Annotated in this window: 20 protein-coding genes; 8 read left to right on the top strand and 12 right to left on the bottom strand. The window is 59.6% G+C overall.

The window, feature by feature from the left end:
• Positions 1 to 6: 6 nt before the first annotated feature.
• From rnhB to Q0106_RS10205, 4 genes are all read left to right on the top strand, one after another.
• Entirely contained in the window at positions 7 to 681 is a 675-nt protein-coding gene (gene rnhB, locus Q0106_RS10220) for a ribonuclease HII (protein WP_297612434.1), read from the top strand.
• A gap of 39 nt (positions 682 to 720) precedes the next feature.
• A complete protein-coding gene (locus Q0106_RS10215) occupies positions 721 to 1,554 on the top strand; it encodes an RNA methyltransferase (RefSeq protein ID WP_297612431.1) in 834 nt (277 codons plus the stop codon).
• A gap of 77 nt (positions 1,555 to 1,631) precedes the next feature.
• Complete coding sequence (locus tag Q0106_RS10210; protein WP_297612428.1) at positions 1,632 to 2,798, top strand: iron-containing alcohol dehydrogenase; 1,167 nt, start codon at positions 1,632 to 1,634, stop codon at positions 2,796 to 2,798.
• 3 nt (positions 2,799 to 2,801) lie between these two features.
• Positions 2,802 to 3,095, top strand: a complete 294-nt coding sequence (locus Q0106_RS10205) for a hypothetical protein (protein WP_295491482.1) — start codon at positions 2,802 to 2,804, stop codon at positions 3,093 to 3,095.
• Positions 3,096 to 3,195: 100 nt separating this feature from the next.
• Here Q0106_RS10205 and Q0106_RS10200 read toward each other — a convergent pair whose 3' ends face one another.
• Together Q0106_RS10200 and Q0106_RS10195 are read right to left on the bottom strand one after the other, a co-directional pair.
• Entirely contained in the window at positions 3,196 to 3,648 is a 453-nt protein-coding gene (locus tag Q0106_RS10200) for a hypothetical protein (RefSeq protein WP_297612425.1), read from the bottom strand.
• Positions 3,649 to 3,704: 56 nt separating this feature from the next.
• The gene (locus Q0106_RS10195) at positions 3,705 to 4,766 is read right to left on the bottom strand and encodes a hypothetical protein (protein WP_297612422.1); all 1,062 of its coding nucleotides are present in this window, start codon (positions 4,764 to 4,766) and stop codon (positions 3,705 to 3,707) included.
• A gap of 259 nt (positions 4,767 to 5,025) precedes the next feature.
• Between Q0106_RS10195 and tadA the strand changes: the two genes are divergently transcribed.
• Genes tadA through Q0106_RS10180 form a run of 3 tightly spaced genes read left to right on the top strand, consistent with a single transcriptional unit; the run spans position 5,026 to position 8,866 of the window.
• The gene (tadA, locus tag Q0106_RS10190) at positions 5,026 to 5,949 is read left to right on the top strand and encodes a tRNA adenosine(34) deaminase TadA (RefSeq protein WP_297612419.1); all 924 of its coding nucleotides are present in this window, start codon (positions 5,026 to 5,028) and stop codon (positions 5,947 to 5,949) included.
• Entirely contained in the window at positions 5,946 to 6,923 is a 978-nt protein-coding gene (locus tag Q0106_RS10185) for an LD-carboxypeptidase (protein WP_297612416.1), read from the top strand. The genes tadA and Q0106_RS10185 overlap by 4 nt, the downstream gene beginning before the upstream one ends.
• Complete coding sequence (locus Q0106_RS10180) at positions 6,920 to 8,866, top strand: HAMP domain-containing sensor histidine kinase (protein WP_297612413.1); 1,947 nt, start codon at positions 6,920 to 6,922, stop codon at positions 8,864 to 8,866. Before Q0106_RS10185 ends, Q0106_RS10180 begins: the two co-directional genes overlap by 4 nt.
• A gap of 4 nt (positions 8,867 to 8,870) precedes the next feature.
• On the opposite strand, the gene Q0106_RS10175 is transcribed toward Q0106_RS10180, so the two are convergent.
• The 5 genes from Q0106_RS10175 to Q0106_RS10155 form a co-directional block, all read right to left on the bottom strand.
• A complete protein-coding gene (locus tag Q0106_RS10175) occupies positions 8,871 to 9,530 on the bottom strand; it encodes a response regulator transcription factor (protein WP_139687630.1) in 660 nt (219 codons plus the stop codon).
• A 200-nt stretch (positions 9,531 to 9,730) separates the two neighbouring features.
• Positions 9,731 to 10,405: a phosphoribosyltransferase family protein gene (locus Q0106_RS10170; protein WP_297612410.1), complete on the bottom strand. Its 675-nt coding sequence runs from the start codon at positions 10,403 to 10,405 to the stop codon at positions 9,731 to 9,733.
• Positions 10,406 to 10,435: 30 nt separating this feature from the next.
• Positions 10,436 to 11,431: an amidohydrolase family protein gene (locus Q0106_RS10165; protein ID WP_297612407.1), complete on the bottom strand. Its 996-nt coding sequence runs from the start codon at positions 11,429 to 11,431 to the stop codon at positions 10,436 to 10,438.
• Between the two features lie 214 nt (positions 11,432 to 11,645).
• On the bottom strand, positions 11,646 to 11,975 hold the full coding sequence (locus tag Q0106_RS10160; protein ID WP_297612404.1) for a hypothetical protein: 330 nt from the start codon (positions 11,973 to 11,975) through the stop codon (positions 11,646 to 11,648).
• 17 nt (positions 11,976 to 11,992) lie between these two features.
• A complete protein-coding gene (locus tag Q0106_RS10155) occupies positions 11,993 to 12,355 on the bottom strand; it encodes a nitrous oxide-stimulated promoter family protein (RefSeq protein WP_297612400.1) in 363 nt (120 codons plus the stop codon).
• 187 nt (positions 12,356 to 12,542) lie between these two features.
• Between Q0106_RS10155 and Q0106_RS10150 the strand changes: the two genes are divergently transcribed.
• Positions 12,543 to 13,646 (top strand): amidohydrolase, encoded by a 1,104-nt coding sequence (locus tag Q0106_RS10150; RefSeq protein WP_297612397.1) that lies wholly within the window; start codon positions 12,543 to 12,545, stop codon positions 13,644 to 13,646.
• Between the two features lie 328 nt (positions 13,647 to 13,974).
• On the opposite strand, the gene Q0106_RS10145 is transcribed toward Q0106_RS10150, so the two are convergent.
• From Q0106_RS10145 to Q0106_RS10125, 5 genes are all read right to left on the bottom strand, one after another.
• Complete coding sequence (locus Q0106_RS10145) at positions 13,975 to 14,367, bottom strand: deaminase (protein WP_297612394.1); 393 nt, start codon at positions 14,365 to 14,367, stop codon at positions 13,975 to 13,977.
• Positions 14,368 to 14,522: 155 nt separating this feature from the next.
• Positions 14,523 to 15,404: a hypothetical protein gene (locus Q0106_RS10140; RefSeq protein WP_297612391.1), complete on the bottom strand. Its 882-nt coding sequence runs from the start codon at positions 15,402 to 15,404 to the stop codon at positions 14,523 to 14,525.
• Positions 15,405 to 15,677: 273 nt separating this feature from the next.
• Positions 15,678 to 16,235: an elongation factor P gene (efp, locus tag Q0106_RS10135; RefSeq protein WP_152158122.1), complete on the bottom strand. Its 558-nt coding sequence runs from the start codon at positions 16,233 to 16,235 to the stop codon at positions 15,678 to 15,680.
• Positions 16,236 to 16,379: 144 nt separating this feature from the next.
• Complete coding sequence (gene earP / locus Q0106_RS10130) at positions 16,380 to 17,504, bottom strand: elongation factor P maturation arginine rhamnosyltransferase EarP (RefSeq protein ID WP_297612389.1); 1,125 nt, start codon at positions 17,502 to 17,504, stop codon at positions 16,380 to 16,382.
• Positions 17,501 to 20,257, bottom strand: coding sequence for a GDYXXLXY domain-containing protein (locus tag Q0106_RS10125; protein WP_297612386.1), 2,757 nt, complete (start codon positions 20,255 to 20,257; stop codon positions 17,501 to 17,503). Before Q0106_RS10125 ends, earP begins: the two co-directional genes overlap by 4 nt.
• Positions 20,258 to 20,328 lie beyond the last annotated feature (71 nt).

The following is a 20,328-nucleotide window of genomic DNA, read 5'->3' as shown; positions in this document are numbered from 1 at the left end:
CGAAGCATGGCAAAGAGCAGAACGAAGACAACTGAGGCGCCTGAAGAAGCAGACTTTGGTGAGAGCCTCTTTCTCTCCGGGGGCTTTGATCAGCTGCCGCTTCTTACGGCAGGGGTCGATGAAGCGGGCCGCGGGCCGCTCGCCGGGCCGGTGTGCGCCGCCGCAGTGATCCTCGATCCGGAGAATCCGATTGAGGGGCTCAACGATTCCAAGAAGCTCTCCGCCAAAAAGCGCGAGGCGCTTGCTCCCCTCATTCGCGAGCGCGCGCTCGCCTGGGGCGTCGGCTGGGCCTCCGTCGAGGAAATCGACAGCGTGAACATTCTCGAAGCGACGTTCCTAGCGATGGAAAGAGCGCTCGCGGCGCTCTCGAAAAAGCCCGAGCTCATTCTCATCGACGGCAACCGGGCGCCGAAGCACCTCACCGTCCCCTTTGAAACCATCGTGAAGGGCGACGCAAAGGTGGCTGCCATCTCCGCGGCTTCGATTCTTGCCAAAACGGAACGAGACCATCTGATGGCCCGGATCGGCCTCGAACATCCGGAATATGGTTTCGGGCAGCATGCGGGTTACGGAACGAGGGCGCACATCGAGGCGATTGAGAAGTACGGCGTGCTCCCCTGCCACCGGAGAAGCTTCGAACCCGTAAAGTCCATCATTGCCAAGAGCGCAAAAACCAAATAGCCTATTCAAAATAAATTTGATGCCGGAAGGATTTTTCGCATGACTCATCTCTTAATCGAAAGCGATGCCAATCCGCGCGTGAAGCGCTGGAAGCGGCTCGCCGCGGATGCCCGGTTTCTGCGCCGCGAGGGAGCGCTTCTGATTGAAGGCATTCATCTCGCAGAGGTCGTGCTTGAGCACCCGGACGTGAAGGTTTCTGCCGTCATATTGTCGGCCGGTCGCTCGACCAACGAGGCGGCGGGTCTTGCCGACAAGCTCGCGGACGCGAAGGAAGCAAAGGTGTATGTGCTCTCCGACCGTCTCTACGACAGCATCTCCCCGGTCGAGAACGGGGTCGGCATCATGTGCGAAGTCGCGATTCCGGAAGTGCCTCCGGACGACGCGTGGCGCAGTCTCGATGCGCTTTACCTCGACGGCGTGCAGGATTCGGGAAACGCCGGCACGCTGATCCGGTCCGCAGCCGCGGCCGGCGTGCGGGTCGTGATCACGAGTCCGGGGGCGGCCTGCCTCTGGACGCCCAAGGTCCTTCGCGCCGGCATGGGTGCGCACTTTTCGGTAATGATCATTGAGGGCTGTCCGGTAAGGCAGCTTCGCGAACGCTATGCCGGCAGACTCCTCGCTGCCGACGCCCGGGGCGGAGAAAATCTCTTCCTCGCCTCCGACTATACGGCCCGCGGTCCCGTCTGCTGGATGATGGGCGCCGAAGGGCCGGGACTCTCCGATGAAGCGCTCGCGGCGACGGATGAACGCTATTGGATTCCCATTGCCGATGGCGTCGAATCGCTCAATGTCGCGGCGGCTGCCGCAGTTTGTCTTTTTGATTCCAGTCGACGGCGTCTCTTGAGAGGCGCCGGCACCCCATCAGCCCGGTAATGAATGGACCTTCATGATTGAAGGCTTCTTTTCCGATTCGAGCAACTTAACCCCCATCACAAGGAAGGCAGGCCAATATGCTGAACTTCTCCTACTCCAATCCCACGCGTCTCGTTTTCGGACGCGATGCTGAACTTCAGGTCGGCGCTCAGGCGCTTGCCGTTCTCGGCGGAAAAGCCAAGGTCCTTGTTCTTTTCGGCGGCGGTTCCGCTCGCCGCACGGGGATTCTCGACGCGGTCGAAAAGAGCCTCGAGGACGCGGGCTTCTGCGTGATCGAAAAGGGCGGCGTGCAGCCCAATCCCCGCATGGGCTTCGTGCGCGACACGATTGACTGGGTGCGCGATCAGGGCATCCGCGCGATCGTTGCCGTGGGCGGCGGTTCCGTGATCGATACGGCGAAGGCCGTTGCCGCGGGCATTGAATACGAGGGCGACTGCTGGGAGCTCTTTGAAGGCCGCGCAGTGCCGCAGAAGGCGCTCCCGGTTCTCGCCGTCCTCACGATCCCCGCTGCGGGGTCGGAGCAGTCGATCCGCTGCGTGATCACGCATCACGGCACGAAGGCGGGCATCGGCGCAGAGTGCCTGCGCCCGGCCGCCGCCTTCATCAATCCCGACCGCTTCAAGACGCTCCCCGCCCTTCAGATCGGGGCCGGCGTCGTCGACATGTTCTCGCACATTCTCGAGCGCTATTTCTCCAACACGACGCATACGGAATACACGGACGGTCAGGCTGAGGCGGCTCTTCGCACCATTATGGAATTCGGTCCGAAGGTGCTCGAAAAGCCCGACGACTACGATTCCTGGTGCCAGATCGGTCTCGCGGGTACCTTTGCTCACAACGGCTACTTTGGTCTCGGGCGCGAGGAAGACTGGGCCTGCCACGCAATTGAGCATGAAATTTCGGGCTGGAACGAAAACATCACGCACGGTTGCGGTCTTGCGGTGGTGATCCCGGCCTGGATGCGCTATGTGTCGCCGATCGCTCCGGAGCGCTTTGTTTCCTTCGCCGTCCGAGTGATGGGCGTTGAGCCTCAGGCGGATGACCGGGCAACGATTGAACTCGGCATTGCGAAATTCATCGGATGGCTCCAGCTCATGCGCATGCCGACGACGCTTGCTGCGTTGGGAGCCGCGGAATGCCCGATCGACGCCATTGCGCGCCACTGCTGCAGAAAGGGACCGGTGGGGCACCTGAAGCCTCTTGCCGCTGAAGACGTCGAAGCCATCCTCGAGGGAGCCCGATAAAGCATGGCCGGTCGAGGAAAATCGCCCAGGGGGCGCGGACAGTCTCAGAAAATCCAGCATCCGGGCGAAGTGCTCGCCCAGATTCTGGAGGATACGGAGCTCTCTGCCGCCGCCGGCTGGTTCGGTCTCTCAAAGGACGCCTTTCTCGCGGTTCTTGAGGGTAAGGCGCCCATGACGCGCGAAATGGCCGTGACGGCCGGAACCATTTTCGGCACCGGATCCGCCCCCTGGATCGAAATGCAGGCTGCCTGGGATGAAGCGCATAAGGCGCCGGAAGAACCCGGAGCCGGCTCCTGAGTCGCGCCCGGGGGCCGCTTAAAAGCACTGAACGGAAGAGCTTCCTGTGAAATTCACGCGGGAAGCTCTTCTTTTTACTGAATTCTCTATCCGGGAATCATCAACGCTTCAGAAGATTCGTGACGGACGAGTTGAGGAGGTCCGTAATCGTGAGGTTGAGAACGGGCGAAGTGCGCTTTGCAACCTCATCGGCTGCGAGCTTGTAGGCGAGGCTTGTGAGCGTGTTTTCGAGTCCCTTCTTCGGGTCCGTCATGAGGACATTCATCGCGGGTTTGGAGCAGCTCTTCAGCACGATGCGGGTGAGGACCGTCTGAGCGTTCTTTTCAACCTGACGAATCTTTGCCTGCGGGATTTCAGCCACCGCTTTGGCGGCATCCGCCTTGCCGATGGTGACGAAGGCCCACTGCACGAAGGCATTGCGGTCGGTCTGGGACGTGTTTTTGTAGAGACAGTCGGCAAGCGCATCGCTCGCTTCAGAGGCTTGCGAAGTGCCGGCGCCGGCGGCAAGGAATGCGACGAGCGCCAGGGTAAGAACTGTTGAAGCGCGTCTCACTGCGAATCTCCCTTTTTGAATGAAGCTGTTTGGGGAGACTGAGTGTAGTGCGCTTCTCAGACGGACGAAGAGGAGGACTGCTCTTCGCAACCCTCAAGTTTGTTTCGGACCGTTTCGTCCACAGCCGCGAAGAGGGTGAAGACGCCGTCGAGCGCAGCGCTCCAGGCTTCCGGTGCGGCTTCGCCCCGGAGGATCAGCCGCTGCGAACCGGAGCCGCCTTGAGTTTCATCCGGCATCAGGTCGAAGAGGCTTTCCGCATGCTCGCAAAGATGGAGCGCGAGCTTCTCGAGCGGCGCCTGACGGGGTGCCGTCAGAGAGCGGGCTCCCTGTTCAAGCCGGGAGCGCATGCCGCGGCACCAGGCCTCGCGCTCTTCCTCCTTCCAGCCCATGAAGCGGCTCGAGAGCATATGGAAGTCTTCTTCATCGCGGATCCAGAGAAGCGTTTTTCTTTCGTCGCTCATGGTGGTGCGGATGAGCATGACGGGGCGGCCTTCTGCGAGTCCCGAGAAGCAGGGCGAAACGAATTGAATGGGCTCTCTCTGGCCTTCCGCCTCATCCTGAGGAAGGCTTGAAGCTCGGATGCAACGCGGTCCGAAGGAGACGCTCGCGACCGGGACGCCAAAGAGACGAGCCTTCAGATGGTCAGTAGCGCAGAGCGTTCTGATTTCGTGAAGAAGACGCGAGCGCGCATCCTGAAGGAGATCAAGCGGAAGCCGGTCGGAAAGCGCTTCCGCTGCCGCAAGGCATCTGGAGAGCCGGTCGATGCGTTCAGCGCGAAGCGCGAGCGCTTCCGCGGGATCGGATGAATCGAAGTCCGACTCATCGGGTTCGAAAGGAAGAGATGTGACGAGCCGGAAGAAGTCCGGAGAATCACGGTCGCTTTCCGATGCCGCAATCGTGATGAAGCGGTCGTTTTCGAGCGCGCAGCTGACGAAGGAAAGCGGGGCCGCGGGAGGCACGGGTTCCAGAGAAAGTGCGCCGAGAATGCGCGTGCCCATGAAGCGGAAGCCTTCGCCGCCCGGCAGGACCTCGAGGTCCGAAAAGAGGGCGGCATGGGGCATGGACGACTGAAATTCCTCAAGCTCCTTGCTGAGTTCGGAATGTTCATCGGTCGTCATGCGCTTCTCCTCTTTCTGTCTTGTGTTGATCGGTGATGCCTTCCCGGAGCTCCGTCATTGAGGGCCGGACGGGAAAAGCCCAACACTAACGCATTGCAAGGCGGAAAAAGAGAGGCGCCTCTTCGGGACGCCCGGGAAAACGGGCCGACCCCAGAGATATCCTCGCTGAGGATTAACCCGAAAGTTGCGCCGAGACGATAGAGCCCGGGGACGTAAAATGGCCGGCACGGAAAACCACTTTTGAAACCAGACGCCACTGATGTACGTGCTCTTCAATCCCGACTTTTCCATCAGCGACATCGAACGCTTTACGGAGCTTTCGATTCGCAGGGGCATACCCTTGAGTTCCCTCATTGCCGCAGATCCCAAAGACCGCAGAATCGTTGCGGGTGCGGCGCTTCTGGGAGAGGTTGGAAAAAATCCTTCCATCGGGTCGCTCCTCGACTCTCTCAGGGACTTCCTTTCGGGCCCGGGCGATTGGCTTAAGGCTTCGCCTGAGGAACTGCTCAATGCTGCGAAGGCGGAGGGGTTCGTTGAAGAGCAGGATGGCGCCGCGAACATCCGGCTCGAGCCGCGCCCGGGCGTCACCGCCGCGAGGCTTCTTGATGATCTCGAAGCCGCGCGCGTGATTCTGGAAGAGCGCCGCGCCCGTATGAAGGAGACCCTTCAGAAGAAGAACCGCGAGGCGAATGCGCCGAAACGACTTTCCGGGAATCCGGAGGAAGACGTCCGCTTCATGAAGCTCGCGCTCGAAGAGGCCCGCAGGGCCGGAGAAGCAAGCGAAATCCCGGTGGGCGCGGTTGTGGTAGAGGACGGCCGCGTCCTCGGGAAAGCCGGCAACGAAACGCTCAGAACGGGCGACCCGACGGCGCACGCCGAGGTGCTGGCCTTAAGGCGAGCAGCTTCTGCAGCCGGGAACCACCGGCTCACGCAGACGACGCTCTACGTGACCCTGGAACCCTGTCCGATGTGCGCGGGGGCCATCTCGGAAGCACGGTGCGCGAGGATCGTTTATGGTGCGGGAGATCCGCGCCGGGGAGCGCTTGCCGGTGCTTTCCGGCTTTTCGACATCCCGGGCGTCAATCACCGGCCCGTCATTGAAGGCGGCGTTCTCGGCGAGGAAGGCGAAGCGCTCATGCGGGACTTTTTTGCCCGCAGAAGAAAGGAGAAAACCCAATCATGATGAAGGAAGCAGATTCAGACGCCCTGAAGCCTTTTGATCCTCCCCGCCGCGTGATCATCCCGGCGCCTTCGTACCAGGTCCTTACGCGTACGGGAGCGATCGACCACGAACGGCGCGAGAAGGCGATTGCCTCCATCGAATCGCTCGGCATGATTCCGACCCTCATGGGCGGCGTTTTCGAGCAGACGGCGCGGTTTGCCGGAACAGACGAAGTCCGGGCGCGCGACTTTGAGACGGCGCTCTTGTCGGAAGATGCCGACCTTGTGATGCCGCTTCGCGGCGGCTACGGCATGACGCGGCTTCTTCATCTCCTTGACTGGCAAAAAATAGCTGCAGCCCGGGTTCCGGTCGTGGGGTTCTCGGACTTCACCGCCTTCAATCTGGCGCTTCTCGCGATGACCGGGCGCTATTCCTGGCAGGGGCCGATGCTGATGAGCTTTGCGGATCCCGATCCCTTTATGGCGGAGCGCTTCCGCGTCGTTTTCGGCGAAAATCCCGGTCCGCTCGCCTGGGAAGCAGAACCTGCGCTCCTTGGGGAAATGCCGAAGCAATTTGAACGGACGGGCACGCTCTGGGGCGGAAATCTCTGCCTGATCGAGAGCCTTCTCGGAACCCGGTGGTTTCCGTTTGAGGAAACGGGAAGCGGCATTCTTTTTCTGGAAGACGTGGGGGAAGCGGCGTACCGCGTTGAACGGATGCTCCTTTCGCTCCTTGAGTCCGGGGTCCTTCATCGACAGAGGGCAATACTCTTCGGCGCCTTCACGAATGCGGACGACGCCGTGCGCTTTGAGGGCGACCAGACGCTTGCACGCACGCTCGGCTACATCCGTTCGCGGCTGCCGGGCTCTATTCCGATGGTGACTGGGCTTCCGTTCGGGCATATCGACAGAAAGGCGACGCTCCCTGTGGGGCTTCCCGCAACCCTTTCGCTCGACGGCAGGCGCGCGAGGCTCACCTGGAGAATGCCGTCATGACCTTCTCGTCGCGCCGCTCCATATTCGGGTTTCTGAAGGCCTTCATGAGCCTGCCGACGTCGCGGAGCATTACCGCGCGCACGCTCGTGAAGCTTTTTCTCACGTCGCTCAAGCTCTATCCGGTCGCGCTTGCCGCGCAGTTCATCGGCATGGCGGGCATCGCCGCGGCTTTCTGGTCGACCGACGCGCCGAGATCAGCGCTCATCATCTGGGCGGTCTTCGGGCTTCTTGAACTCTGGATTTCGCTCGTCTTCGTGCGCTCCTTCTGGCGCGATCCGAGGAAAGCCGAGCGCGTGAGGCTCTGGATCCGCCGCTGGACGATGCTCGCATCGAGCGCGGGACTGATCTGGGGCGGCGCGGGCGCGGCCCTGATGCTCCCGCAGTCGGGGATCTATCAGGTCGTGGTGGTGGCGGTGATCGTCGCCGTCACGTTCGCGAGCTGGCCCGTCTATTCCTGCTGGATGCCGTCGCTCACCGCCTTCACGCTCCTCTCGCTTGCGCCCGTGACGGTTTCCGTCGCCGCCCAGTACGGCATCTCGCAGACCATCATGGCGCTCATTCTTCTTGTCGTCACGGGGTTCGTGCTCTATTCCGGGCGCAGGCTCAACGAGATGATGCTCTCGGCCATTCTGAACGACGACCAGAACGAGCGGCTCGTGCAGCGCCTCAAGGTTGAGGTTTCGCGCTCAGAAGCCGCGCGCAGGAAAACGCAGCAGGAAAGCGAACGCCGGGCGCAGTTCTTTGCCGCCGCCAACCATGATCTGAGGCAGCCCCTGCAGGCGATGGGGATCTTTCTCGATATTCTGAAGCGCCGGGCAACGCCCCAGACGGCGCCCGTGATCGAACAGATCACGCGAACCTCGAGTTCCATTTCCACGCTGGTTGAACAGGTTCTTGAAGTGACGCGCATGGAATTCGGGCGGCTTGAGCTTCATCCGGAAGCGATTTCCATCCCCGAGCTCTTTTTCGACATCGAGCGCGAATTCGGGCCCGTGGCGAGAAAGAAGGGGCTCAAACTCCGCGTCCGGCCGATACCCGCCACCGTCACCACGGACAGACTTATGCTGCGCAGGGCGCTCCAGAACCTCATCACGAACGCCATCCGCTATACCGAGAAGCCCGGCGCTGAAGTGGTGGTCGCCGCCCGCCGGATCGGGCGCTCGCGCGTCACGCTCGGCGTCTACGATGCGGGCCCAGGGCTCACGGCGGAGGAAAAGAAGCGGATTTTTGAAACCTTCTACCGGGGCGCCGCAGGAAAGCGCAATCCCGGCGACGGCTTCGGGCTGGGTCTTTCCATTGTGAAGGGCATCTGCCGGCAGCTCGGCATCGACCTCACGATCGGTTCGCACCCGGGGCGCGGAAGCGTTTTCAGGCTCGGACTCAATCTCGACGAGAGCGAGCAGGTGAAGTACCTTGAGAAGGAAACGCCGCCGAGCGAATTGGTTGAGCGCCTCGAGGGCGCTGCGTTCCTCCTCGAGGACAATCCCTTCGTCAAGGAAGCACTTTCCGCGAAGCTCGCGAGCTGGGGAGCGGAAGTGATTGCCGCGGAAGCGTGGAGCGAAGACCTCCTCGAACGCGTGAAGGAAGCGCGCGCCCGGAAAGGGAGGCTCATTCTTCTATCCGACTACAACTTAGGCGACGGCGAGGTAACGGGGCTCGCTGCAGCAGGTCTTTTGGAAGCCGGACTCGGCGCGGAAATCCCGACGGTACTCCTCACGGCGGTCGCGAGAGACCTGATTGAAGCGGATTTCCGCGAGAGAAAGCAGTCGGGGAAGCCCCTGCCGAAGGAAATGCCCGTGATCCTCCAGAAGCCCGCATCAGACGTGGCTTTGAATGCCGCCATTGCGCGAGCGGCGGCAAGAGTGGAGCCCGCTGCGATTTCGCTCGCACGGAGCGAGAGCTCTCAGGAGGGCTCTTCAGCCGGGGAGCCGCCCGTGATTTGAGGGGTCAAAGGTCGATGTCGAACCCGGCGCGCCTCGCGGCGAGGAGCGCCTCGGTGCGGTTCGAAGCCCCGAAGGCGCGGTAGATCGCCGCAACATGGGTCTTCACGGTGCCTTCGGAAAGATCAAGTTCGCGGCAGATGCGCTTGATGGGAGCGCCCTGTGCGAGAAGCGCAAGTACGTCCTTCTGGCGTTCGGTGAGGTGCACGGGCTCTTCGGCGCTCGACTTGAGGTGCGCCGCCGTGCGGGTGAAGAACCCGACCCTCTGCGATTCCGTGAGGAGCTTCGACGGAATGAAGACGCCGCCCTTGAGAACGAAATCAATGGCGTTTCCGAGCATTTCGGTGTCGAGCGACTTCGGGACGAAGCCAGCGGCCCCAAGCTGAAGCACGCGCATGATGCTTTCCTGGTCGGCAAGCCCCGAAACCACCAGAATTTTGAGCATCGGCTGCATGCGGACGATCTCTTCCATGAGTTCGGTGCCGGTGACGTCGGGCATCGAGAGGTCAAGGATCAGGAGATCGGCATCGCCCTCGCGATTCACGAGATCAAGCGCCTCGCGGGCAGTAGCGGCAGTGTGGACTTCCGCCTCCGGATCGCGGTCTTCAAGCATCAGCGAAAGTGCGCCCGTAATGAGGGCGTGGTCGTCAACGATGAGGTACTTCATGAATTTTCAGGGGTTAAAAAGCGATGCCTGAGGGGAAGGAGGCTCAACAGAAAATTTTAACGCGCCGGGAGCGCATCCAATGCGTGCGGAAAAGTCATTTTGCGACTTTAAGCCTGAAGAATGCGCAAAAGAAAACCGCCGCCGATTCCGTGAGGAATCAGGCAGCGGTACAGAAAGAAGAACGCTAGAAAGCGTCTCTATCAGTTTTCATTACCCGTCGGGGTGAGGCCGTTGCGGGCCGCCCAGGTCCAGGGATTGGCCAGCCAGTCGATGAGGAGGAGCTTCTTCTCAGAGTCGATCTTGCCCATTTCCACGGCCTTCTCGAGCACGAGCGTGAAGTCGAGGAGTTCGTGGCAGGTGACGTTTTCCTTCTCGAAGAGCTTCGTCGTTTCGTCGATGCCGAAGCTCGTGATGGCGAGGCAGTCCTCGACGATCGCGCCCTCGGCCTTGAGGCCTTCGACGGCGGAGAGGAGCGAGAGGCCCGTGGAGATGTGGTCTTCGATGATGAGGACGCGCTTGCCCTTCACGGAAGTGCCTTCAACGCGGCTGTGGTCGCCGTAGGTCTTCGCGCGCTGACGCACGAAGATCGAGGGCTTGCCGAGACGATAGGCCAGAGCAGCGGCATGCGAGACGCCCGCGCCTTCAACGCCCGCGATGATGTCGAACTTGAGGCCGAGCTGCGCGATGCGAGAGCACGTGGTCTCAATGATGTCGCGCCAGGCGTCCGGATGGCCCGTGAGCGAGCGGTTGTCGACGTAGATCGGCGTGACGAGGCCCGACTTGAGGCGCATCGGCGCATCCGTCATGAAGGAAACGGCACCGTAGTTGATCAGGTGGCCGGCGAGAATGTCATTGGCGATGGGTGAAACGTACATTTTCTTTATGGCTCCAGGTCGCGATGGGTGTTATTCGATGCCGATCACTTTGCGGCCGTTCACCGTAGCGATCTTCACGAGTTCATCGAAGTAGTCGAAGCGGCAGCCCGTGGCGAGGGTCGTCATTTCGTGCCACATGTCGCCGGCGTTCCAGGGAACCATGGCGTCGCAGACATTGTCGGTGCCGAGCGCGACCGTGATGCCGGCGGGAACGAGTTCGTCGACCGGGGTCATGGAGTTGTGCATCGGAACGAGCTCTTCGGAGCGCGGCGTGTCGATCCAGGCGGTCGGGCAGGCGATCATCATGACGCCCGCCTTCTTCATGAGGGCGTAGAGGCGCTGACGGTAAGCCTTCGAGTGCGCGCCGATCGAGATGCCGTGAATGGCGACGACGCGGCCTTCCATGCCGTGCTCGATCGTCTTTTCACAGAGCTGTTCGGTTTCGTATTCGAGGGATTCGTTGAACTGGTCGACGTGGACGTGGACCATCTTGTTGAGGCGCTTCGCCGTCGAGAGGATGATGTCGAAGGCTTCGTCGCCCTTGCCGTAGTCGCGTTCATCGCGCTTCGGAAGCGCGCCGATGATGTCCACGAGTTCGGCGCCGATGTCGAACCACTTGCGGGCTTCCGGATGGATCACGCCCTTGAGCGTCTGGTTGGCGAACTTGACCGTGAGCTGGTCCTTGTAGTGTTCGCGGGCGCGGATGCCGGCCTTGATGGCGCGGTCTTCGGACTGCGGGTCAATGTCGACGAAGGTCGCAAGCGCCGTAACGCCCTGAGCGATCTGATTTTCGAAGAAGATGGAGAAGCGGCGGTAGAAATCTTCTTCCGTCGATTCGCGCTTCAGACGGTCGAGGGCGTCCCATTTCTGCTGCAGCGTGCAGGTGCGGCGCATCTCAAGCACGTCGGGCGAAAGGGTGTAGGCGCGGTCGGCGTGCGCATGGGTGTTGACCCAGCCGCCGGCGGCCTTGATCGCGGGCTCGATCATGTCGCGGATCGTCAGAGGGGCGTTGTCAGTCGTGGACATTGACTTGTCTCCTTCCAGTGGGGGATTTTGATTGGAGAAAACCTCACGAGTTAGCCGGGCACGCATGACTGCGTTTCCTCAGCACAAATTGTCGAGACTTTATAGATAGATGTCCTTAGAGTCAAACCGAAGATACAAATTGTTACAGTTGGTCGACAATTAGCCGGCTTTGGTAGAAACGATAGACCTTTCGCTTATTTATTGAAAAATAAGGTTATTTTCTGTAGAAGCGCTGAAGGCGGGGCGCCTTGAAGACGAAGGCCGAGAGGAAGGAAAAGAAGGCGACCCCGCCGAGAATGAGGGCGGCAGTAAGCCAGGGATCGCCCCAGGCCATGCGGCGCATGACGAGCGCATAGTCCGCGCGAAGCCATTCAATGCCCCAGAGGATGAGGAGCAGGCTCTCTATCCAGATCATTGCGGGGCGCCGGATGAAGAGCGGTATCAGCGCGAGGAGCGGCGCGAAGGACCAGATGCCGAAGCCGTTGAAGAGAAGGTGCGCCGTCATGAGCGCATGGGAGAGAATCGGAAGAATCAGCAGGAACATGGCGAAAAAGGAGATGGTCAGGGTTTGGCCGCCTTGTTGCGGGGCTTTTCCGGGGCTTCGCGTCTCAGGTCCAGCAGGTGGATGAAGGCCATCTTCGGGTGCGTCCACATGAGGCGGGGACCTGCCCAGCGCATGACGCGCCTTGCCGTTTCGCGCTCAGCGGGCTTGTAGCAGTGGATTTTGCATTTGCCGCAGACGGGCTTTTCGCCGCCGTAGGGACAGCAGGCGAGGCGCTTCAGGGCGTAGGCAAGGAATTCCCTGCAGGCAGGACAGAGGTTCTTTCCGTCCGTGCCGTGAAAGTGCGCGCAGTATTCGCCCGTCATGACGCGGATGGTTTCCGCTTCCTCGCGAAGTCTCGGGATGTCTTTCAAGCGCGACATTCTGTCTCGCGCCGCGGGAGTAGAAGCGTTCGGCATTTATCTGACCGGGAAAAAAAGCGTATAAAGAAAACCGGACCGCAGGCGGGAAACGCCGCGGCGCGGGGAAGGAGAGATTATGCAGTCACTCGTTCCCGCTTGAGAATGATGCGCCTGAGGTGCATCGGCTATTACTTTCAGAGTATTCCCTATGGCAGAGATTTATGACCCCCAGGCGCTTCGCCGCGAACTTCATGAGATGCCTGAACTTGCGCTCCATGAAGAGAAGACCGCCGCTTATGTTGCAGAGAAGCTTGAAGCGCTCGGGATTGAGACCCATCGCAATGTGGGCGGAACGACCGGGGTTCTCGGCATCATCCGCGGCAAGGAACCCGGTCCCGTGATGATGCTCCGCGCGGATATGGATGCGCTTCCCTTCGTAATCGACGGCAAGCCCTGCTGCATTCATGCCTGCGGCCACGACGGCCACACGGCGATGCTCCTTGCAGCCGCGAGCCGCCTGAAGGACAAGGTCCGCCGCGGAACGCTGAAGCTCCTCTTCCAGCCGGCAGAGGAAACGCTCGACGGCGCTCCCGCCATGATCAAGGCGGGCGTCATCGACGACGTGGACATGATTCTCGGCGCTCATATTCGTCCGATTCAGGACGTGCCCGCAGGGAAAATCTGTCCGGCAGTGCGCCATACGGCTTCGACCACTGTTTTCGTTGAGATCGAGGGCCGCGGCGCGCATGCCTCGCGCCCCCATCTCGGCGTCAACGCGATCGACGTCTCCTGCGCCGTGATCGAGGGCGTCCAGGCGATCTGGCTTGATCCGAAGATGTCGTGGTCGTCGAAAGCCACGCAGATTCATGCCGACGCCGGGGCAACCAACACTGTTCCCGATAAGGCCCGCATTACGTTCGACGTGCGCGCGCAGACGAACGACCTGATGGACGCGCTTCTGAAGCGCATGGAAGAAGTTGTGAACGGCACCGCGGCAGCCTACGGTGCGAAGGGGAAGCTCATCCGCAATGTCGTCTGCCCGGCCTGCTGGTACGACGACGACTTTACGGCTGAGGTCGCGGATGCGATCCGCCAGACCGCGGGCGAAGAGAATCTCGCTCACGACTGCGGAGGCGGCGGCGAGGACTTCCACTTCTATAAGCTCCATCGCCCGCAGATGAAGGCCGCCTACTTCGGCGTCGGCGTCGGCGCGACGCCGGGTCTCCATGCGGCGACCATGCATTTCGATGATTCGCTTCTGAAGCTCGGCGTCAATGTTTTCGAAAACATGGTGCTGCGCCACCTCGGCTGACGAGGCTCAGGTCGCTTCAGCTCACGGAGGCCCGCTCTGACGGTCCCTACAAAAAACGGAATCTCCCGAAGAAAAAGGGGATTCCGTTTTTTTCAGTAGAGATAAAAGGCCTTGTCTCAACTAAACCATACTTTGCTAGATACAAAACGCTTTGTGTACACTAAGTGCCACTTTTCTGGGTACAACGCATTTTGCATATACAAAACTGCCTCTTCGTTGAGACAAACACATTAGATGTCTACTGCTTTCCTAAGTTGATAAATCTCTTGAGATGATCGAAGGATTTCCGCTTAACTCCCGTCCACTCCCAAGGATTGGACGGGAATAGTCACAGCTGGTGAACTTCGATGCCGGCGCGTTCGAGAAATTCGAGCCCTTCGCGGCTCCGGTAGAGCTCGTGATAGTAGACCTGAGAAATGCCGCATTTCTGAATGAGGAGCGCACAGTGGATGCAGGGACTATGCGTAATGAAGATTGCCGCGCCCTTTGAGGAGTATCCGTTTTCGGCGAGCTTCGCAATGGCGTTGAGCTCTGCATGCTGCACTTCCGGACGGGTGACGAGCTTGCCGTCGACTTCCATTTCGCAACAGTTGTCGTATCCGGTCGGCATGCCGTTCCAGCCGAAGGAAATGATGGAATGGTTCTTCACAATGACGCAGCCTACGCGCAGGCGCTTGGCATAGCTGCGTTCAGCAGCAATCTGCGCGATCTGCATGTACATTTTATTGTCCTTGACGATATCCATGGAATTCCTGGCGGTTATTAGTGCTGATGCGGACTAAATCAGTTGATCAGAAAAGATTCAAATTTGTTTCACTCAGCAATTGAGGGGCTTTGACTCATGACGACGGGGCTGTTGCACTATTAAGTAGCGCTTTAACTTTTGCCACTGATCGTTTCTGCGGATTCGTCAAGGTCTTCATTTAATGAGGCATCACTAATGAAAAGTTTGGCAATGTTGCCATCTTTATCAATTTGCGCTTTTGCAATGAGGGTGATGGTCGAATCCTCATAAAATGCCTTTGTGTAAACATTGCTGGTCAACGTGAGTGCTGGATCCGAGATCACTCCTGGCAGACGTTCTCCAGTGGCGATTGTAAGCTTGCAGGCGCCGGTAACCTTGTCGAGTTCTGATAGCTTTCCTTCGTACTCTTTAGTGGGAATGAAGGTGTTTTCAATTTCGGTCATTCCCGATTTTGTTTCTTCATTAGCGGTGCTGATGATCTTTTGTTCGGAATTTAAAACTGAAATACTCTTGCACGACTTGCCAACAGGTGCAAGTGCCTGACGCGCAGCTGCCGAAAGGCCATCAGCCATTCGGTTGATTGTATCCAGAAGCTGAGCGTTCATTTTTTGAGAGTTTTCGGCAAGCTCTTTGTTCTGTTCAAGCGCTTTATCCAGAGCAGCAGCTAAATGTTCCATTTCACGCTTGTCCTTACGAGTGAACAACCACTGTATCAATACGCCCAGCAGTACGCCACCTGAACCAGAAAAGAGAGGATTTTCTGTGAGTATCTGAAGCGTTGTCCAGATTTCGATGCTCCCTTGCTGGAGTTCTGCCTTTGTGGTGACACGAACAGCTTGAGCACTGTACTGTTTAACGTACTGTCCCGTCGAGATGAAATGACCTGTAGTAGCAAGGATTTTGGCAAATCCCTGTAACGATTCGCCAAGGGAGGCAAGATCGATCTCGTGCATTCCATACGACAATCCTTCGTACTTAATGGCGTAGGCAATATTGTTGTTGGGCAAGGCCATGAGATCAATCCTCCATTGAGTGAATTAAAAATAATAAATACTTTGTTCTAACAAATGTTGGGATGTACTTTTTGTTGTGTAACCACTACCGGAATGAGTCATCACGTGTTCTGAGAGATGATGATGGAATCTCAACGTTGCAGTCCAGAGGTTTTCAACGAACTTTTCAAACCGACCAGGAAAGCAAAAGCCCGATGCTGAATTCTTTCAGACATCGGGCTTCAGATCAAAGGAAGGTGCCTTTAAGACGAGGTGCTTCCCCAACCAGTCAAATTACTTGACGCGGTTGCGATACTCGCCCGTGCGGGTATCGATTTCGATCTTGTCGCCGGTGTTGACGAAGGCCGGAACCTGGAGCTCATAGCCGGTGGCGAGCTTGGCGGGCTTCATGACCTTGCCAGACGTATCGCCCTTGACGGCGGGTTCCGTGTAGACGACTTCGCGAACGAGGATCGTCGGGAGTTCGATGGAGATCGGACGGCCTTCGTAGAAGACGCATTCGGCGGGCATGTTGTCCTCAAGGTACTTGAGGGCTTCAGCCATCACGTCGGCGTCGACTTCGTACTGGTTGTATTCGCCGTCCATCCAGACATAGTGCGGATCAGCGAAGTAGGAGTAGTTCACTTCCTTGCGGTCAAGGACGAGATCTTCGAACTTGTCGTCGGCGCGGAAGACGGTTTCAGTGGTGGCGTTCGTCAGAAGATTCTTCATCTTCATCTTGACGGTGGAGGCGCCGCGGCCGCCCTTGGAGTATTCAGCCTTAACGACGACCATCGGATCCTTGCCGACCATGAAGACATTGCCGACGCGCAGTTCCTGTGCGGTTTTCATTTGAGAAAAATTCCTCTAATGCAGAGTTTGCGAGCGAGTCCCCGACGCTTTCTGCCTGTAAGTGCGCAAGGACGAAAAAACTTTAAGCACGTAATTCTATCAAATTGACGGGATATGCGTTTAGTGCCTCGCCGGAGATTCACCTTAGAGCGCGCTTTGGGCGCGTTGAAGCATGTGCCGGGCGAGATCTCCGCGGCTCAGGAGCTTCTTCTGCCACTCAAGGAGCGAAGGCCGGAGCGTTGGTGCAAACTCTAAAAAATCCCTGAAGCCTTCGGGCGAAAGCTCGCCCTCGAGCCATTCGACGCTCGTTTTCCGATATCGATCAGCAAGCGATTCGGGCAGTACGGGTACGAACTTGTCGAGCCAGGCGTCGAGCTTCACGCGATGTGCATGGTCCTCGGTGGGATAGGTCGACCAGAGGAAGGGAAGTCCGGCAAGCTGTGCGCGAACAAAGCTGTCTTCGCCGCGAATGATCCCGGCATCGCTCGCCCAGAGCAGACGATCGAATTCGGTCTGGGGAAGAAAGGGCGTACGCACGGCGCGGATGCGATTCCCCTCAGCGCCGATCGTTTTGAGAAGCCCTTCGAGCCTGTCGCCCGCTTCTCCCGGAGCAATGAGAACGTTCCAGGGTTTGTCGGAAAGAGCGAGGCCTTCGGCCAGGGTTTCAACGCGGTTCACGGGGTAGCAGAAGACAAAAAGCGCTGCGCGCTCAGGGTCTGCATTAAGAGATGCGAGGAAGTCCTTCTTTCCGGGCATGAAGCTCTGCCGCGCCGCCTCATAGTCGTCCTCAATCAGGAGGCCGCCCGTTCGTTCCGTAAAGCCCGGAAAGAACCAGAGCTTCGGGAGGTCGAGCCGCGGGTGAAGCCCCGTAATGTTGTGGCTCTCCTCCACCCAGTCTTCGGCGGAGAGGTAGTCGAGATTGAAGTAGAAGGGGGGCTTGAGTCCTGCGGCAATCGCACGCGCGCGCTTTTCCGCAAGCGCCTCGTCGTAGCTTTCGGGGAGACGGCAGCCGAAGGTTTCAATCACGAGGTCCGCTGGCTCGAAGTCAGGCTTCCCCGCCTCGAGCGCAAAGGAGTCCCAGGGAATGACCCGGGCAAGCTTCTCCGCATCCGGCGCGAGCTTTGCGAGCACTTCCGGGTGGTCCGTAATGAAGCGGATGCGCTTTACGCCGAGCGCGAGAAAACGCCGGGCAAGACGCCAGCAGACGCCTGCGTCGCCGAAATTGTCGATGACGCGGCAGAAGATGTCGGTGGATTCAAACTGAGTCATGGCGCCTCCTGTCCGGAAGAATTCTGGGAAGGCAAAATCGGATTTTTCTGAGCGTCGAGGAGCCCCGTGATGAGGCAGCGGTCCCTGAGACATCTGAGCTCAGCGAAGCGGGCAGCTTCAAAGCGCAGAGCATCGCCCGAGGGGAAGAACCAGCGGTGCGGAAGCTTCGGCGTCATGCGCCAACTTGAATTCCGGTCGGCAGGAAGCCGGAGCGTCGTTCCCGCAGGACAGGCTTCACCATCCCCGGCAGCCGAGAGAATCGTGAGAACGCCTTCCTGCCCGGCAGCGCAGAAATGAACCGGATCGTCTGAATCCGCGTCGCTATCCCGGGTTGAAGCTTCCTTCCGATAGGCTTCGAGCGCCTCGCGGCCGTCAGCCGCGTAATTGAGCGTCATGAAGTCGCCCATCACGATGTCCCTCGGGTCTGATGGAATCAGTTCCGCGGCGTACCGGGTGCCGGCCTCCGCGATTTCCGTTCGTGCCGCAATAGAGGAGAAGAGCGCTCCGCACGTCAGGATGAGGATGAGAAGCGGGAGAAGCTTCAGCTGAAGCTGAGCGCGCAGAGCTGCAGACCTTTCAGGCTGAAGCGTGAGCGCAAGGCAGGAAATGAGGAGTCCCGCGCCCGCAGTTCCCTGCATCACGGCGCCTTTGAGGAGCAGGTTGACGCCGCTCTCGGGGCTTTGCCAGTAGACGCGGACGCATTCGAGAAGAGCGAGGCAGAGAATGAGGAAAAGAAGTCCGGGCTGAAGCCTGCGCTTTCTGGCGCAGGCTGCGGCAGCGGCAAGGCAGAGGAGAAGCGATGCGCTCGCGGAAAATGCGGCGCCTGCCAGAGCGGCTCCCGCAAAAACGAGCACCGTGCGAAGAGCATTTTTCTTCTCTCTGAGAAGAGCAGCGGCAGCCGTGAGGAGAAGCGCGGCCGCTCCAATCCATTGCGAGACTTCAGGGGGGAGCGCTTCCCTGTTGATGATGCTCGTTTGAACGGCAATAGGGAGAAGCCACTGAGCGAGGAGAAGCGCCGGAAGCCACCAGAGGGCTTCGCGCTGCAGCGGGCTCTTTTCACGCGCGAAAAGCAGAACGGCAATGATGAGCGCGCAGGCAGCGGAAGCCGCAGTCGGGATGTGCACGAACCAGGGATTCTGAAAGTCGGGCACGAGCGCTCCGACCAGAAAAGCGGCAACGAGCGCAATGCGGGATCGGAAAAGCACCGCCCCAATGAGCGCGAGCGCAATGAGAATCCATGCGGCGGATGCGCTCGAAAGGCTTCCGCTAAGGACGACCCAGCCGGCAGCCGCAAGAGCAAAGGAAATCGTCCGCAGAGCGGAAAACTGCATGGGGTTCGGGACTGTCTTCTGCCGGAAGTTTTGAATTCTTCTCGCGATTTCAATGAGGGCGCCGGAGGCAAGGAGAATGCTTCCCGCAGCGGTCCCGGAGAGCGAAAAGAGCGCGAAGATGGTTGCGGCGAGAAGGAGCGCGGCCGCGGCGCCCATGAGGGCTCCGGCCGTCTGAGGAATCCGGCGACAGATCCAGTCGAGAAAAATCGGAGAGTCGCCGGCGTCTACCGTCCGGAGGCGTGTTCGTCTGGCGCGCAAAAGGATCCAGCCGAGAAAGACGAGACCGTTCAGGAGCGTCAATATGTAAAGGAGCCCTTCGTCGCTTGCAATATGAGCGCTCCGCGCAAAGCGAACCGCGAATCCGTTCGCCCAGGAGAGGAGCGTGAGAAGCGCGAAGGAGCGCAGTTCGGGGCGCTTCGAAAAGAAAGCGGCGGCCGAAAAAATCAGGGCTCCGATGAAGTAGGCGAGTGAGAGAAGCGAAGGGGCGGAGGAAGTTCCATATTCAATATCGAGCGCCGGAAGAATGCCGAGAAGGAGCACTGCGGACGCTGCAGGGAGAATTCCGGCCGCGCGAATGGCGGAACTGCCGGATTTCCATTGAATGACGGAAAAGACGAGCGCGGCAGTAAAGGAGAGAAATGCTGCCGGGAGGAGCTTCTCGAGAAGCCTGAAGCTTTCCGCCATCTGCCAGCCCTGGAGATAAGTCCCCGTGAGCGTGACGACGAACCAGAGCGCGAAGATGACGGGGCGCCTCACGCAGAGAAGCCACGGGAGGAGGAGCCCCGACCAGGCGAGCATGAGGGAAGCCGCGCCCTCTCCCGTCTGCCAGGTCTGGCCGATGACGACGAGAAGAAGTCCCAGAAGAAGGCCGCCCGCTGATGCGGAGATGTCTCGGGTGAGCTTCCCGGAATTCCGCAGGAGGAGAAGCGGCAGGAAAGCGGCGCCTGCAAGACCTCCGAAAAAGGAAAGCCTGACAGCGGGGCTCCAGCCGAGAAAGTGGGCCGCTGCAAAAAGAAGGAGCGCAGCAGAGAGGGAGAGGCCCCCGAGCGTGCCGAGGAGCCCGGCGAATGAAGCGTGAGGAATGGACGCTTCCGGGGCGGCCTGCGGCGCTTCGGGAGCCTTCCGGCTTTCTTCGGCTGCAGCGGGCGCCGGTAGAGGTTCGTTCGCGATTCCGGCCTCTTTCTCGGCCTTTACGGGTACTTTCTGAGGGGAGACTGCTTCCTGAGGCATCGGGGCGGCGGGCTCTTCCTCCGCTGGGGGAGGAAGGAGCGCGGGCTTTCCCGGCGGCGGCAGGTGCACGGGCCTTGCAGGAGCCTCAAGCAGATTGAGGTTCCCGGCAGAGGACCCGGACGGGCCGGGTGCTTCATCCGAAAAAGAGGATTTCTTTTCGTCCGAAAGAGGATTGTGCTGCTGTTCGCTCATGAAACGAAAAAGCGACGGCACTTCGGAGTAACCAGAGTGCGCGCCGCTCTTGAATGGAAAACGGTGGATCA

This window comes from uncultured Sutterella sp. (assembly GCF_937923675.1).
Lineage (GTDB): Bacteria > Pseudomonadota > Gammaproteobacteria > Burkholderiales > Burkholderiaceae_F > Sutterella.
Note: the sequence above shows the minus strand (reverse complement) of the source record. Positions and strands in the feature narration are given on the sequence as shown.